This is a genomic window from Nostoc sp. DedQUE04, from assembly GCF_034530995.1.
Taxonomy (GTDB): domain Bacteria; phylum Cyanobacteriota; class Cyanobacteriia; order Cyanobacteriales; family Nostocaceae; genus Nostoc.
The window spans coordinates 75,008-90,461 of the sequence record NZ_JAVRCA010000032.1 but is presented as its reverse complement, the minus strand read 5'-3'; the positions used below and the strand labels follow the sequence as shown (position 1 = coordinate 90,461).

The following is a 15,454-nucleotide window of genomic DNA, read 5'->3' as shown; positions in this document are numbered from 1 at the left end:
ATTCAACAAACGATCGCCCGAATTCAACAAACGATCGCCCGAATTCAACAAACGACCGCCTGAATTCAACAAACGATCGCCCGAATTCAACAAACGACCGCCTGAATTCAACAAACGACTGCCCGAATTCAACAAACGATTGCCCGAATTCAACAAACAACCGCCCGAATTCAACAAACGACTGCCCGAATTCAATATCGCGCTTCTCGCTTGATTGCAATATCGAACTGCTATTTAACGCTGTGTGCAACTTAATTTTGTTAAACCTTGATTCTATTGTGGGGTAGGCATCTTGCCTGCCCAGAAAGGACGGACAAGATGTGCATCCCACAAGAATAAAAAAAGTCGCACATCGCGTTATTTAATTTTTGCGAAGCTCGGTGCGCCTTTATCTCGCTTCGCTAATGAAGATTCCCTGCGATCGCTATGAAAGGGAATTGGAAAGGGGGACGGTTTGGTATTACTTATTTCGTAAAAAACAGGAATAGCGATCGCCAAGTCATTAAAACCTTAAATGATGATTTACTTTTACGCCCCTTGAGCTTTACGCTCAACATACTCTTTACCCCACCCCCAACCCCTCCCCTTACCAAGGGGAGAGGCAGTTTTGGCTTTAGACAAAACCAGGGTGGGGTAATCTTATAGTACAAATTTACTAATTAGCTGCTAAAATGCTTTAAAAGTCAGCTAGCCTTGCTTGAGGTAGTATGAAAAAAATTCCAGACACGGACAAAAAGCCTATTTTGCTGTTCCAGCCTACATTTGTAACTACTGCTATAGTGCCACTGCAACCCCAAGAAAAAAAAATCATCAGTGAACGGGAGCGTTTTATAATACAAGTCGAACGCATCAATCAGATGGCACAAGAGTTAGAAGCAGCGATATTAGAGTTGAAAGCGATCGCTAACAAAATGAATACTCAAAAACGTTACCCACTTTTGATAAAGGAGATATGCAAAAATATTTGTCAGTATTTTGCAGTTAGCATCCCTTGGGTGAAACAAAAGTCTGACGAATCATTTATTTTGACAACGCGAAAAGTTGATTTATTCCGAGCCGAAAGGGAAGCTGCACTGCTAGCACAGCAACTTCGTCAGCAAACCAAAAAAAGATTAGCATCACAGCGACACAGAAAAAACAAGAATGGGGCTGAAGTTGACACAAAACGCTTCTTCAAAAAGGTATTAGTCAACAAATCTTAAAATTTTAGCAAGGGACTGGGGACTGGTGACACTTCGACAAGCTCAGTGCATCGCTGGGGATTGGGTGAAAAGTCTTGTTGTGTCTAAGTTTTATCATCTGTTAATGTCCTAACCACCAAGGCTTGTGCTATATCAACATTCAACGGCAGATCGCCTCTGAGGTTGTAACAGTTATGCTGATTGAAGTGGCAGAAGGAACTCGTTTCTCAAAATTGCTAGATACTACACTGCCATTATTTCTTTGCAATCATAGTTGGTGACAAAGAAACAAAGCCGTCCTAATATTTGCACTTCCGTAAAACCAGAGTGTAACATCAGGGACAATCAATCAGCGCACAGAAGAGGTAAAAAGAAGGTGTTAAAAACACTTTTAGTGATTGCCGTTGGTTTTTTACCGTCCCTGTTTTCCTTGTGGATGATCCGTAGAACCCAGCGATCGCGCTTGCGGATGAGGCAAGCAGCCATGAATTTTCCAGTGGTACAGGGACGGCAAAACCTTAGACCTGTGGAAGGCGATCGCTATTATTTAGAAGGGGTAGGTTATCTGATTGGCGATATCAGCTGCAAGTTTAATGCCCGATCTGGCTATATCCGCTGTGCTATTAATCCTGAAGGCCCGTGTAACGGTTGCCGTCACTACGAACCTAGAGAATTAACTGGTAATGAAAAAAGTACTTAAGATTCTCACTCAATACTTAACCTACCTAAAATTACCTGGTTAACCCAGACGCTATGACGTAGATAGTTTTCTGGCGACTTCATAGCACTAGAACCAGGGAATGATAAAATCATTACTAATTATAATAATTTGTATTTACAAGCACTTTGAATATTTCTCTTTGCATGGTGAAATAAGAATGATTTAATAGAATTCGTGCAAAAGTGTAAATCTGCATCATTTTGTTTGCAGATTATGAACTTTACTATTAACTCTTGCCGAATATCTCATAACTAGATGATTATCCAACGATGAACAACGCGATCGCTCGGACAACAGCATTATTATCAACTTGCGCTTTGCTACTAACAGGCTGTGGTGGTGACACTAGCACAGTGACAAATTCTCCCACTAATAGTCCAAATACTAGTCCAAATACTAGTCCAAATAGTATTCCAAATAGTACCCCAAATAATACTACAACCAATACTCCAGCAACAACGGGTACATTATCAAGTGCTATTCCTATTGGTATTGGTGTTGCCCAAACTAGCAATGTGGCATTACTGGGTCAAGAGCAAGTCGCTGGAGCCAAACTTGCCCAAAAGTATTTTAATAGTAAAGGTGGTGTTAATGGCACACCAATAAAATTAGTTTTTCAGGATACTAGCGGTGATGAAGCAGGAGCAATTAACGCTTTTCAAACTCTAATTAATAGAGATAAAGTTATTGGAATTGTGGGCCCGACTTTGTCACAGCAAGCCTTTAGTGCCGATCCCATTGGCGAACGGGCAAAAGTACCAATTATTGGCCCATCAAATACTGCTAAAAATATTCCCGAAATTGGTGATTACGTTGCTCGTGTTTCTGCACCAGTTTCCATCGTTGCACCTAATTCGGTGAAAGCGGCACTTAAGCAAAATCCTCAACTGAAAAAAGTTGCAGTTTTTTACGCCCAAAATGATGCATTTAGCAAGTCAGAAACGGAAATATTTCAGCAAACAGTTAAGGATCAAGGACTAGAATTGGTAACAGTGCAAAAATTCCAAACTAGTGACACAGATTTTCAAAGTCAAGCAACCAATGCGATTAATCTCAAACCAGATTTGGTAATTATTTCTGGCTTGGCTGCTGATGGTGGTAATTTAGTTAGGCAATTGCGGGAACTGGGTTATAAAGGCTTAATTGTCGGTGGAAATGGTCTAAATACATCGAATTTATTGCCAGTTTGTAAAGCACTTTGTGATGGGGTATTGATTGCTCAAGCCTACAGTCCAGAACATCCAGGTGAAATTAACACGGCATTTCGTAAAGCTTATATTGAAGAATATAAAAAAGAACCACCCCAATTTAGCGCCCAAGCTTTTGCAGCAGTGCAGGTTTATGTAGAAGCACTCCAATCTTTAGATAAAAAGAGCAAAGTCAATAAACTACAGCTACCAGAATTACGGACGCAGTTAAATAAACAAATACTTGAAGGAACATACAATACACCATTGGGTGAAATTGGTTTTACTCCCACAGGTGAAGTCGTGCAAAAAGATTTCTATGTTGCTCAAATCAAAATGGAAAAAGATGGAAGTCAAGGTAAATTCACATTTCTAAAATAGTTGCTAAATGAATATTAATATCTTTTTGCAGCAATTATTAAATGGGTTATCCATTGGTAGCATCTATGCAATTTTCGCCTTGGGATATACCTTGGTTTATTCGATTTTGGGCATTATTAATTTAGCTCATGGCGCGATTTTTACCTTGGGTGCATATTTCACTTATGCACTTATGGGTGGGAACTTTGGATTTAATGGCTTGCTGGCTAATGCAGCCTTGCCAATAAAATTACCATTTGCTATATCCTTAATTTTAGGAAGCACTTTGGCAGGATTGGTAGGGGTAGTGATGGAACGCGTTGCTTTTCAACCTTTGCGCCGTCAAGGCTCCGATCCTTTGCTAACTGTTGTTTCCAGTTTGGGGGTAGCAGTAGTAATTGTGAATTTAATCCAGTATTTAATAGGCGCGGAAAGTTACACATACCCCGCAAATACTTATGGTAATTTGCCACCTGCGATTAACTTTGGTAGTTCAGAAAACCCAATTCCGATTCGCAGTGTTCAGGTGGTAATTTTTACTGTGTCAGTAGCGATTGTGGCAATTCTTACCTATTTTATCAATCGGACTAAATATGGTAAGGCAATGCAAGCGATCGCAGAAGATCCAACTACAGCTAGTTTGTTAGGAATTAATAGCGATCGCTTTATCATCCTAACCTTTTTCATTAGCAGTTTTTTAGCAGGATTAGCAGGAACTTTAGTTGCCTCTAGTGTTAGTATTGCAGGGCCATATTTTGGCATTGCTTTTGGTTTGCGGGGTTTAGCAGTAATTGTCTTAGGTGGTTTAGGTAGTATTCCTGGTGCAGTATTGGGAGGTTTGTTAATTGGATTAGTAGAGGCGTTTGTTCCTGCTGATTATTCTGGATATAAAGACGCAGTAGCTTTTGCAATTTTGTTTATCATGCTATTAGTTAGACCCCAAGGTTTGTTAGGACGGCGGTTTATTCAGAAAGTTTAAAGAGAGTAGTGCTATGAAAACATATACCAAACAAAAATTAACTTTTGACCAATTTTTAGAACAGTCTTCAGAGTCAGGTTTATATGAACTTGTGGATGGAGAAATTGTAGAAGTGCGTGCAACTAGAAATCATGATGATGTCGCTAATTTTCTATTGTTTGGTTTCAATGATGAAATTAGGCAACTAAATCTGAATTATGTAGTTAATAACACAGCAGTCTTTAAAACTATAACTGCCAATGGCATAGAGCAAGGGCGCAAGCCTGATGTAAGTGTCATAGATAAAGATAAATGGCGCTCAAATCGTTCTGCTTATGCTGCACTTGAAGAACCCATCCAGTTAGCTGTAGAGGTGACATCAACTAATTGGGAAGATGACTATATTGATAAATTAGATGAATATCAACGCTTAGGTATTACAGAATATTGGATTATAGATTATTTGGCAATTGGATTAAGAGAATATTTAGGAAATCCAAAAGTTCCGGCTGTGTTTGTTTTTCTATTAGATGCTGAGGGTAAATACCAATGCACACATTTTAGAGGTTCAGAACGAATTGTGTCACGAACTTTTCCTGAACTGACGCTGACAGCAGAGGAAATATTAACAGCTTAATAGTTAATAAAAGCGATAGTTTGATTAAACTTAATCAAAATATATTAAATAAAATGGCTGATTTTTTCGCTACTTACGCTTCTTTGATTGTCTCTATGGTATTGGGAGCGCTATTAGGATTATCGCTTTACTTACCCTTAATGACAGGACAATTGTCTTTAGCTAGTCCAGGATTTTATGCTTTAGGTGGGTATATTGCAGCAATTTTATCCACCAAAGTTTTTACATCTAGCAGTAGTTTATTTTCAATTCCATTGTTGTTATTGGAGATGTTAATTGCGGGTGTAATTTCTGGTTTTTTGGGTATCTTAGTGGGAATTCCAGCATTACGGTTGCGAGGAATTTATTTAGCGATCGCAACTATCGCTTTTGTGGAAGTTCTGCGCGTCATCTCCCTGAATTTAGACATTACAGGCGGTGCTGTTGGAATTTTTGGCATTCCTCAACCTTTCCAAACACAACTCGAATATTTATGGATTGCTCTGCCTTTACTATTAATTAGTATGGTGCTACTTTATCGTTTAGAACGCATCCGCGTTGGCAGGGCTTTTATCGCGATCCGTGAAGATGAATTAGCTGCGGGTGCAATGGGAATCGATCCGACTTATTACAAAGTTTTGGCATTTACATTGGGGGCTATGCTTGCAGGGGTTGTAGGTGCAATTAGCGCTCACTTCCTCAATACCTGGAATGCTCGTCAAGGTACTTTTGATGCCAGCATTATATATTTAACTTTTGTTTTAATTGGTGGTTCGAGAACTTTTTTAGGCCCGGTAATTGGAGGTATGGTATTTACAGCTTTACCAGAGATTCTGCGAAGCCTCGCTGATACTGGTGGTTTACCTAATTGGTTAGCACAGTTTTTGCGGGATGGTAGATTAATTATTTTTGGGTTACTTATAGTAATAGGTACAATCTTTTTCCCTCAAGGGCTAATTACTCCAGATGTTTTTCAAAGAAAAAAACGAACCGTCAAGCACGCAAAGGGCACAAAGGAATAAGAGTTTTAGAGAGTTATTGCGTAAGTTTTATAATTTATAATAATATGCGAAAATGTCACATAGTATTTCAGCAGCTAACAGCAATATTGTCTTAGAAGCAAAAGCATTAACTCGTCGCTTTGGTGGTTTGGTGGCAGTAAATAATGTATCTTTTAGTGTAAATAAACATGAAATTTTTGGGCTGATTGGCCCTAATGGTGCTGGCAAAACAACACTGTTTAATTTGATTACTGCCTTTATTCCACCTTCTGGTGGCCAATTAATTTATCAAGGTGCAGAAGTTTCTCAACTGCGTCCTCATCAAATTGCTGCTTTAGGTATCGCCCGTACTTTCCAAAATATCCGCTTGTTTGGGGAATTATCGGCGTTAGAAAATGTGATAATCGCCCGACATTTACACACCAAAAGTAATATGATTACAGGTGTTTTGGGATTACCACCAGCGCCTCGCGAAGAATTAAAAACTAAGCAAAAAGCTTTCGATTTATTAGATTTAGTAGGATTAAGCGATCGCGCTGACGAGAAAGCCAAAAACTTTGCTTACGGCGATCAGCGTCGCTTAGAAATTGCCCGTGCTTTAGCCTTAGAACCGCAAATTTTACTTCTCGACGAACCGGCGGCGGGAATGAACCCAAATGAAAAGCAGCAATTGAGTGAATTTATCCGTAGCCTGCGCAATGATTTCAATTTGACGATCGTCCTTATAGAACACCATGTACCATTGGTTATGGGTTTGTGCGATCGCATTGCTGTATTAGATTTTGGTCAATTAATTGCCTTGGGCGAACCATCTGTAGTCAGAAACGATCCGGCTGTAATTGAAGCTTATTTGGGAAATGAATGAATTTACGTAGACAAAATTACCATAAATTCGTCTAAAGAACTTACAGCGATCGCACTATCCATTAAATTTTCTAATTTTTCCACACTTTCACCCTCAAGCCTTGCTTCCACTTCATGAGGAATTTCACCAAAGCGTCGTCGCAATACTCGGATTAACTGCCGTTGTACACCCTGCTGAAGACCTAGCTGAATACCTCTTTGCTCAATTTCTTGATACCAAGGCGATTCTCGCAATACTGCCATATCCCACCTCATGATTTGTTGTACTAAAGGCGTGTCTAAGACAAAGCTAGCAAAAAATGCCAGCAATGATTCTAATTGGTTCAACTGTGCGTCTGCTCGTAGCGCCTGTAATGCGCGTTGCACAACTGATACCTCTCCCCCTCCTCGCAGGATTGGCACAAAGGGTAACAACGATGGTAGTGGTTGCTCAAAGACTATTTCAGCATCGATTTCCCACAAATTGATCGTGCGATAATCTTGGATAGCACGTAATCCTAAAAATTCCTGCTCGTAACTACTGACAATAGTTAAGTTGGATGAAGGCGGTAAAATGTTGATCAGTACTGGGTAAGTTGGCAATCGATAGCGTTCTTGTGCCAAGGCAGCATAAGCTCTCATCCGTAGAGGCATCTGTGTTGTGTAACGCAGTTGTAGTTCATTGAGTACAAGAAAATCTCCGTCAGTGGCACTGTATGCTTTCACTAACACATCTGTTTCGCGGCTAATCCAGTGAAACTCAGAGCCGAGAATTTCTCTCGCCACAACTTCAGGACGTTGTGTTACCCACTTTACCCATGCATCGGGAGCTAAATTAATTAGTCCTTTGCTACCAATATCTGCTACTTTTGCCACTGGACGCTTGATATATTTATCAGTAATTAATCGTACATCATAAAGATTACGGTATTATGGCGTTAGTTTGAAGTTGAAGCAATGTCTTGGCACTGTTTTAAGAAATGTATGATTGATGTATCTTAGATTTTGAATCAACATTTCTGGATGTAAACCGCCCATGAAAGCCGATAGTAAGCCAAACTATACAATTTTAGAAGTTCAAGAACTTGATGTAAATTATGGCGGTATCCAAGCTTTAAAAAAGATTAATTTAATTATTCAAAAAGGCGAGGTAGTTACTTTAATTGGTGCTAATGGTGCTGGAAAAACAACTACACTCCGTGCCATATCTAAAGTAGTTAATCCGAAGAGTGGCGTAATTATCTATAATGGACATAATATTACTCGCCGCCAAACTCACGAAGTTGTACAACTTGGTATCGCCCATTGTCCTGAAGGACGTAGAGTATTAGCGCGGCAAACTGTATTTGATAATTTACTTTTGGGTGCTTATATTCGTTCCAATCAAGCCGAGATCAAAGCAGATATTGGGCGCCAATTTGAGCTATTTCCCCGCTTGTCACAAAGACGCAATCAACTAGCAGGAACACTCAGTGGTGGCGAACAACAAATGTTAGCGATCGCTCGCGCTGTTATGAGTAAACCACAACTGTTGCTTTTAGACGAGCCTAGCTTAGGTTTAGCACCTGCGATCGTCCGGGAAATCTTTTCTATTATTGAAAATCTCCGGGCTACAGGCGTGACTATTTTGTTAGTTGAACAAAACGCGAATTTAGCGCTGCAAATTGCCGATCGCGGTTATGTTTTAGAAGCTGGTTCTATTACCTTAACAGGGGCAGCATCAGAATTGATTAGTGATGAACGAGTTAAAAAAGCTTATTTAGGGTAAATATTATTCTAACTTCTGAATTCTTCTTCAATTCCCGACAACTCTATTGTTGTAACACCGAGAGAGTACCTTCTAGAATTACACTGAGCGGTGCAGTTAGTTCGCGAAGTAGACGTTCATCATTGGCATCAAAGGGGCTACCTCCTAATTTGTTAGTCAACACAACCACTGCAAATACTTGGTTTTTGCTATTGAACATGGGTAAGCAAAGGATATTACAAGTATGATATCCAGTTGCTCGATCGATTTCTCTATAGAACTGAGGATTTTGCTGAACATCAGTTATATTTACACTCTCACCAGTTGTGGCAACATAACCACTAATACTATCATTCATCGGCAGGAAAATTTCTACCGCTTCTTCATTTTCACTCCGGGAAACTTTAGACCAAAGCTGGTTTTTTTCCCGATCGACTACAAAGATAGTTGCTCTATCCGCACGCATAATTTGGGCAATTTTCCAGGCTAACGCCCTAATCACTTCCTCAATATTTGCTTTTAGCATTTGCTCGCTGAGAATATTCATTGCTTGCAAAACTTGTTCAAATTCTTCTTTGAGTTTCTGAAGCAAACTCAAAAACTGAGGGATTGTTAATTCTTCAAGCGTGCGGCTCAATTCCTCTTTTTTCGCTTTAACTAATGAGGTTGTTGTACTCTCAATGTCTAAAATTGCTTGCTCTGTAGGCGAGGCTAAACGACCATCTTCTAAATGAACGATGCGATCGGCAATATCTAAAATTCGGTTGTCATGGGTTACTAGCAAAATGGTACAATTTTGCTGCTTTGCCAGTTTTTGCATTAGTTCCACCACATCTCGACCACTGGCTTTGTCTAACGCTGCTGTTGGTTCATCTGCCAAAATCAGTTGGGGCCGGTTTACCAAAGCCCGCGCGATCGCCACTCGTTGTTTTTGTCCGCCCGATAACTGGTGTGGATAAGAATGAATCCGCTTTTGCAGTCCCACTTGCTCTAATATTGCTTGCGATCGCTCTTGCGCTTCTTCCATTGCGATCGCATCATTCAACACCAAAGACATTTGCACGTTTTGGTTTGCGGTTAGGGAACCTAACAAATTATGAGCTTGGAAAATGAACCCTATCTGCTTGCGGACATTTTCCAGCAACCGATTGCTGGCTTTGCTTAACTCGTGTCCTAGTATCTGAAGGCTACCTTCTTGAACAGAACGCAATCCCCCAATTAAAGTCAGCAGTGTTGTCTTTCCAGACCCAGAGGGGCCGGACATAATCACAATTTCTCCAGGATAAATTTTCAGGGAAATATCAAATAATATTTGTTTGCGTAATTGACCCTTGCCATAATAATGGTTGAGGTTTTTGATGACAATAATTGGTTCGTTAGACATCAGTTTATATCAACATATATTCAAAATCTTTGTTAATAAATATCAGCAGGATCTATTTTTTTAAGTTTTCTGCTGGCAATCAGTCCAGAAATCACACACATTAAAATTGTTAAAAATAACACGAGGCTGATAACGTTAAAATCCATTTCTAATTGCAGCCCTGTAGCCGTAGAAATTAATTTATAAAAAATAGAACTTAAGCAAAAGCCCGGAAAAAAACCAAAAAATGAAAGAATTATAGATTGGAGAAAAACAATACTGACAAGATAAAAATTAGAATGGCCAATGGCTTTCAAAGTACCATATTGAGGTAGATTATCTGTAACATTACTATAGATAATGTTGTAAACTACGACAATACCAACCACAAAACCAATGATTGTTCCTAATCCAAAAATAGCCCCAATTCCAGATGATTGCATCCAATAATCTAGTTCTTTGGCAATAAAATGTTGTTTGGTGTAAACAACTATATCAGATGGTAAAGCTTGATTTAAAAACTTTTCTAGGCGATCGCTATTCGTTCCTGGAGTCACTTTGATTAGACCAATATCAACGTCGTTGAGCGATGGACGAAGCTTGGAATCAATGCCAGAAGGTCTAGTTGCAAAGATTCTCAGAAAATTAAGATCGCTGACAATTAAATTGCCATCAGTTACAAAGTCAGCACCCAGTTCAAACGTGCCAATTATTTTGATGTTGACACCAGAAAGCTCAGTCGTCACACCCGGTTGCATAGAACCATAATCTTTGCGAGACCTGCTATCAGTCAATACAGTGTTGGGCATTTTGAGAACGGATTCAGCAGCTTGAATCTCAGGCAAAAGAAAAACAGGATCGTCTAAGTTAAATCCCAGTACTCGGATAGACCTTTCCTCAGCAGTTCCAGAACGTCTCCAACTACCGAGAGTGATATAAAGAGGATAAGCGGCGGCAACGCCCTCAAATTGTCTAGCTTGATATAATCGAGTTCGATTAAAGGTTTCGTCAATAACGGTAACATAGCGTCGCTGACTGAGCATGATTAAATCAGCATTTAGTACCTGAATAAACGCAACGTTACTATTCAACATTGCATTCTGAAATCCGAGTTGGGAAAACATCAGAAAAACCGCAAAGGCGATCGCGGCTAATGCTGTGAAAAACTGCGATCGGCGCTGGAGCAGGTTGCGCCAAGCAAGGGAAAACTTAAAAAGGACAACTCGAACCTTTTTCCTAGAAAACATCAGCGGGATCTGCAACTAATACTTTGCGAGCAACAATAAGTCCAGACGCACTACATGTCAGAATCGTCAAGCCAAATACTAATAACATCCGGCTAACAGTCATGGCGACTGGTAGTCTTGTAGCAATAAAAATGGCATGGTACATACCCAAAGCCAGAAGACAACCGGGAATAAACCCCAGCGCCGCCAGCACAACCGCTTCTTGGACAACGACTGTCAGCAAACGCAGATTAGTATATCCAATGGCTTTTAAAGTTGCGTATTCGTGCAAGCGTTCAGTGACATCAGAACTCAGGACTTGATAGACAATGACAGTCCCAACTAAAAAAGCCATGACAACCGCAACACCAATGATATAACCGAGCGAAGAAGATTTAACCCAAAATTCCTGCTCTCTGGCCATGGCTTCCTGGCGATCGAACACCTTAATCGTTGCCGGCATGATTTGGCGTAAGCGTTGTACGACTTCATCAACGTTTACACCCGGCTCAACTTTCAGCAGCCCCAGACTCACATCATTTAGCGATCGCCCCGGATTGAGACGAATAAAATTTCCATCGCTAACAATCACAGTGCCATCAGCACGGATAGTGTTATTTAAGCTAAACAACCCCACAATCTCAACTTGTCGCCTGCTCAGTTCAGTTTTCAGACCTACTTCTCTCGGGCCAAATTCGGAGCGTGAAAAGCGATTCATTAGCAAGGTATCTTGGCGTTGCAGGTCTTGTAAATACGGATAAACTTCTGGCACGCGCAACACAGGATCTCGATAATTAAACCCCAAAACCAAAAGCGCTCGTATTCGCGTCGTTTCTGCATTGCGCCACGAGCCAAATGACAGGTATAGCGGTCTAGCAGTAGCAACGCCATTCATCCCTCCCGCCTGATACAAATAACGTCGGGGAAAGGGTGGAACATTGGTAGACTCTGGCGACTTGGATGAAATCAATACAATGTCAAAATCGAGGCTGTCATAGAGGAGCGTCGCTCCCTTCATCACTCCGCCAAAGAGTCCAAGTTGCATAAATATTAAGGAAACCGCAAAGCTGATGGCTGAAACTCCCACGCTTAAGCGAGCTTTACTCTGCATTAAGTTGCGCCATGCCAACGGGGGCCCTTTCCAGTGTTTGCGGTGCTGACGTTTAGTCACATTCTCTGACTCCTGATGATTTAGACATCTGCAAAAATTGTTAAAGTCTAAGTTTCCTATTCCCTGTTCCCTTTTGAAAAACCTTTAGCGAATTAATTTAAATCAATCTCGGTATCTACTTGCAGATTACTGAGATCGGAGACAAGTTTGCTTCGATCTAAGCGGATTTTCACTTCTACCACTCGGACATCTGATTTTGCTGTCGGATCGTCCCCAATAATGTCGTTTTTGAACACCAGTTGACCAATTTTGGCGACAGTGCCAGTCATTTTTTCTTCAAAAACCGGACTGGTAATCGTTGCTCGCTGTCCGACCTTAATCAACTTAACGTCTGTTTCAAAAACCTCTGCCACTACATACATATTACGTGTGTTGCCCAGAGCCAGAAGCCCGCGATCGGAAATCACTTCCCCAGCCTGAGTGTAAATCTTCAGGACTTGGCCGTTTTTGGGCGCACGGATAATAGTTTGCTCTAACTGTGCCTGGGCTAGTTTTAAATTTTGGATGGCTGAAATCAACCCACTATGGCTAGCGACTCGCTTTAAATTCATTTCTGAGCGTTTGAGGTTCTCTTGAGCTACTTTGATATCTTCTGTGCGGGTCGTGGTTAATTGATCTAACTTGGCTCTGGCTTGACTTAAATTCTCCTGGGTTTGTACAACCAGTAACTTCCTAATCTCATAATCTTCTTTAGGAACTGCACCTTCAGCATAAAGTTTTGCATAGCGATCGCGTATGATAATTGCTTGATCCAACTCTGCTTGCGATCGGCGAACAGCAGCCTGTTGAGAGCTAATTTCTTGCAAACGAGGAGTAGAAATCTGACTAATCTGTGCTTGTGCCTGACCAATCTCAATTTTATTGAGGGAGCTATCTGTTTGTATCTGTTTTTGCACCTCCTCTAACTGGCTAGCAACCAAATTTCGTTTAGCCAGCATTTCTGGGTGACTTTTGAGATCAGCCAAAACTTGTCCGGCTTTAACCCAATCACCCTCAGAAACTTTTAATTTATCAATCTGCGCCCCCACTGGAACTGCAACTTTGGTAATCTCCCCTTCTGGTTCCAACCGCCCCAATGCCAGGACTTTTGTTTTTTTAGGCGGCAACGATAACGAAGATGACGAGGCGTTGTTGGCGGGCGACGGGCTAGATACTTTAAACAGGAAAACGTATCCAGCCCCGATACTTAAGGCAAGTAGACCAGCAAAGATACTAAGATTGCGAGCAGTAACAGTAGGGGTCACGTCGATTTTGGATTTTGGATTTACGATAGCGTAGCGTTAGCGACGTAGGAGCGTCTTTTGGATTAATGATTTTTTGAAATATTCTCCATAAATGGAGAGGCTTGAAACCTTTTTTAGATTTCAGATTTTGAGTTTAATCCTTGCATCCTTGCATCTAAAATTGTCTCGATCATCAGTAGTGAAAGTTACCAGTTCTTATTCGTTCTTCAAGTTCAGCCCCGATCGCTGAATTTCGCTTTTAAGTTCGTCTAGAGATTGCTTGAGATTCCGAATTTCTTCAGATGTCTGTTCTTGAACTCCCCGTATTTGTTCTTCGGTGGTCATCACAATCCCAGCTTCTTGTTCCTGGAGCATTTCTTGTAAAAAGATACTGAGAATTCCTCTAATGGGTTGCCACAACTGATGCCACCGTTTTTTGTCTTCTTGCAGCAGTTGAATGTAGGTATCGAAACTGTGAGGGAAAGGAACACCTCCCATAAATTCTGCCGCTCCCCCAAAATTCAGAGAGACACCGTGATTTCCCAGTCCGATTACGTGATGAACTTCTCCCACATGTTCGTAATTGCCTAAGTAAAGTTCCCCCAATCTCAAGCCATTGCCAGCAACCATACTTAAAGGGAAAGGAAGGCTAAAGGGTACTAGAGTAAACGGATCGAGTTGATTTTCGACGCGGTAACTAAATCCTTCTCCTAATTGTTCGTTGTAGTAATTGGCAAAATGCCGATTGCCAACTTTCACAGATCCAAAGGTGTATACTTTGACTCGTAAAGCTAACTCTCCTAAAGAACTAAAGCGGCGTTTTAAGAACAGAGCGCCGAGTTGAGCTAAACCACCGCCCAAACTATGACCGCCCACGAAAACCTCAAGGCGGCTGGTATTTTTAGGTATCTTAGATATAGAATTTAAGCTAGCGCCAGCCCTGCGACTATTCGATAACTGACTCATTTCTCTAGAGATATCTTCAAAGTTCAACAGTTCATCGCGGGCAAAACTCCAGGCTCGATTCAGGTTGCCGATCGCATCATAAGAGAAAACTTCCGAAATTAGTTTTTTTAATCGGCGCTCAAAGGCCAGTCCGAATCGGATTCCTCCAGCCGCAGCAATGGCATGGGCAATAGCAATTTGTTTGCCAGAATTCAAGGTTTGAAATGTCTCAAAATCTTGAGCATTAATTTGACCTAAGAGAACCTGGAAAAAAACAGCAAGTTCGTCTTTGACCGCTTCAAATCCTTCAAAAAATCCCCGTGCAACTTTGACTCGCGTATCTGGTAGAGAACCATAGTTAATTAAAGACCAATTGAGATCGGTCAAAATATCCGTTAATTCAATTTGACCGCGATCGGTAACAATCGAGCCTCGAAAAATCACCGCAAATTGATTACTTTCTTCTCGTTTAAAAATGAAACCTCGGATATTATTTTCATTATTTTGCAAGCTATGAACTAATTTCCAGCCCTCATTCTTATACAGAGAGTTATAGATATCTTGGACTTCGGCATCTTCAACAGAGCCTCCTCCGACTTGAAATATTTCATAACTTCGTTTGGAGAACTTAGCCATTAAAATCGCTTCATCAAAGCTAAAACCACTGCGAAGCTTTAAAGGTATACTCATAAGAAGTAGGTCGCTGTGAATATTGATTAGTGGAATCGGGCAGAATATAAAAGGGTTTCAGCCTATTTTATTTTTCTTTACATAGTTTGGTTTTTTGAAGCCGTTCTACTTATTGCTTGATTTTTATCCTCTGAATATAGATGGAGACTTGATAGGATAATATCAGTTAGTGCTGTTTTATAACTATCAGTAATCAAAGCGAACATTTTGGTTATTATTTAT

14 protein-coding genes are annotated in these 15,454 nt (G+C 40.6%); 8 read left to right on the top strand and 6 right to left on the bottom strand.

All coding sequences use genetic code 11. From position 1 onward, the window contains the following. Window positions 1–707 precede the first annotated feature (707 nt). The 7 genes from RM049_RS21415 to RM049_RS21385 all read left to right on the top strand — a co-directional run bounded on the left by RM049_RS21415 (window position 708) and on the right by RM049_RS21385 (window position 6,889). Complete coding sequence (locus RM049_RS21415) at window positions 708–1,202, top strand: hypothetical protein (RefSeq protein ID WP_322705597.1); 495 nt, start codon at window positions 708–710, stop codon at window positions 1,200–1,202. A gap of 355 nt (window positions 1,203–1,557) precedes the next feature. Then, the gene (locus RM049_RS21410) at window positions 1,558–1,881 is read left to right on the top strand and encodes a DUF6464 family protein (RefSeq protein ID WP_322672829.1); all 324 of its coding nucleotides are present in this window, start codon (window positions 1,558–1,560) and stop codon (window positions 1,879–1,881) included. A gap of 290 nt (window positions 1,882–2,171) precedes the next feature. Beyond that, window positions 2,172–3,470, top strand: a complete 1,299-nt coding sequence (locus RM049_RS21405; protein ID WP_322705596.1) for an ABC transporter substrate-binding protein — start codon at window positions 2,172–2,174, stop codon at window positions 3,468–3,470. 7 nt (window positions 3,471–3,477) lie between these two features. Continuing rightward, the gene (locus RM049_RS21400; RefSeq protein ID WP_322699398.1) at window positions 3,478–4,428 is read left to right on the top strand and encodes a branched-chain amino acid ABC transporter permease; all 951 of its coding nucleotides are present in this window, start codon (window positions 3,478–3,480) and stop codon (window positions 4,426–4,428) included. Window positions 4,429–4,441: 13 nt separating this feature from the next. Continuing rightward, entirely contained in the window at window positions 4,442–5,044 is a 603-nt protein-coding gene (locus RM049_RS21395) for a Uma2 family endonuclease (RefSeq protein WP_322705595.1), read from the top strand. Window positions 5,045–5,097: 53 nt separating this feature from the next. Beyond that, window positions 5,098–6,045: a branched-chain amino acid ABC transporter permease gene (locus RM049_RS21390; protein ID WP_322699400.1), complete on the top strand. Its 948-nt coding sequence runs from the start codon at window positions 5,098–5,100 to the stop codon at window positions 6,043–6,045. Between the two features lie 52 nt (window positions 6,046–6,097). Next, complete coding sequence (locus tag RM049_RS21385; RefSeq protein WP_322705594.1) at window positions 6,098–6,889, top strand: ABC transporter ATP-binding protein; 792 nt, start codon at window positions 6,098–6,100, stop codon at window positions 6,887–6,889. A gap of 2 nt (window positions 6,890–6,891) precedes the next feature. Here the strand turns inward: RM049_RS21385 and RM049_RS21380 are convergent, their stop codons facing one another. Further along, complete coding sequence (locus tag RM049_RS21380) at window positions 6,892–7,743, bottom strand: Rpn family recombination-promoting nuclease/putative transposase (protein ID WP_322705593.1); 852 nt, start codon at window positions 7,741–7,743, stop codon at window positions 6,892–6,894. Between the two features lie 160 nt (window positions 7,744–7,903). On the opposite strand from RM049_RS21380, the gene RM049_RS21375 reads away from it, so the two are divergent. Beyond that, complete coding sequence (locus RM049_RS21375) at window positions 7,904–8,635, top strand: ABC transporter ATP-binding protein (RefSeq protein WP_322672822.1); 732 nt, start codon at window positions 7,904–7,906, stop codon at window positions 8,633–8,635. A 43-nt stretch (window positions 8,636–8,678) separates the two neighbouring features. Here the strand turns inward: RM049_RS21375 and RM049_RS21370 are convergent, their stop codons facing one another. The 5 genes from RM049_RS21370 to RM049_RS21350 form a co-directional block, all read right to left on the bottom strand. Beyond that, window positions 8,679–9,998: an ATP-binding cassette domain-containing protein gene (locus tag RM049_RS21370; protein WP_322672821.1), complete on the bottom strand. Its 1,320-nt coding sequence runs from the start codon at window positions 9,996–9,998 to the stop codon at window positions 8,679–8,681. 32 nt (window positions 9,999–10,030) lie between these two features. Continuing rightward, window positions 10,031–11,224, bottom strand: coding sequence for an ABC transporter permease DevC (devC, locus tag RM049_RS21365; protein ID WP_322686945.1), 1,194 nt, complete (start codon window positions 11,222–11,224; stop codon window positions 10,031–10,033). Beyond that, complete coding sequence (gene devC / locus RM049_RS21360) at window positions 11,214–12,374, bottom strand: ABC transporter permease DevC (protein WP_322705592.1); 1,161 nt, start codon at window positions 12,372–12,374, stop codon at window positions 11,214–11,216. Before devC (RM049_RS21360) ends, devC (RM049_RS21365) begins: the two co-directional genes overlap by 11 nt. A gap of 92 nt (window positions 12,375–12,466) precedes the next feature. Next, entirely contained in the window at window positions 12,467–13,618 is a 1,152-nt protein-coding gene (locus RM049_RS21355; RefSeq protein ID WP_322705591.1) for an efflux RND transporter periplasmic adaptor subunit, read from the bottom strand. 195 nt (window positions 13,619–13,813) lie between these two features. After that, entirely contained in the window at window positions 13,814–15,232 is a 1,419-nt protein-coding gene (locus tag RM049_RS21350; protein WP_322705590.1) for a lipase family protein, read from the bottom strand. Between the last annotated feature and the right edge of the window lie 222 nt (window positions 15,233–15,454).

Excerpts from the sequence above, each read along its gene's own strand:
- RM049_RS21415 (WP_322705597.1), top strand. The coding sequence starts at position 708 with ATGAAAAAAATTCCAGACACGGACAAAAAGCCTATTTTGCTGTTCCAG.
- RM049_RS21405 (WP_322705596.1), top strand. The coding sequence starts at position 2,172 with ATGAACAACGCGATCGCTCGGACAACAGCATTATTATCAACTTGCGCT.
- RM049_RS21400 (WP_322699398.1), top strand. The coding sequence starts at position 3,478 with ATGAATATTAATATCTTTTTGCAGCAATTATTAAATGGGTTATCCATT.
- RM049_RS21395 (WP_322705595.1), top strand. The coding sequence starts at position 4,442 with ATGAAAACATATACCAAACAAAAATTAACTTTTGACCAATTTTTAGAA.
- RM049_RS21390 (WP_322699400.1), top strand. The coding sequence starts at position 5,098 with ATGGCTGATTTTTTCGCTACTTACGCTTCTTTGATTGTCTCTATGGTA.
- RM049_RS21385 (WP_322705594.1), top strand. The coding sequence starts at position 6,098 with ATGTCACATAGTATTTCAGCAGCTAACAGCAATATTGTCTTAGAAGCA.
- RM049_RS21375 (WP_322672822.1), top strand. The coding sequence starts at position 7,904 with ATGAAAGCCGATAGTAAGCCAAACTATACAATTTTAGAAGTTCAAGAA.
- RM049_RS21370 (WP_322672821.1), bottom strand. The coding sequence starts at position 9,998 with ATGTCTAACGAACCAATTATTGTCATCAAAAACCTCAACCATTATTAT.
- devC (WP_322686945.1), bottom strand. The coding sequence starts at position 11,224 with ATGTTTTCTAGGAAAAAGGTTCGAGTTGTCCTTTTTAAGTTTTCCCTT.
- RM049_RS21350 (WP_322705590.1), bottom strand. The coding sequence starts at position 15,232 with ATGAGTATACCTTTAAAGCTTCGCAGTGGTTTTAGCTTTGATGAAGCG.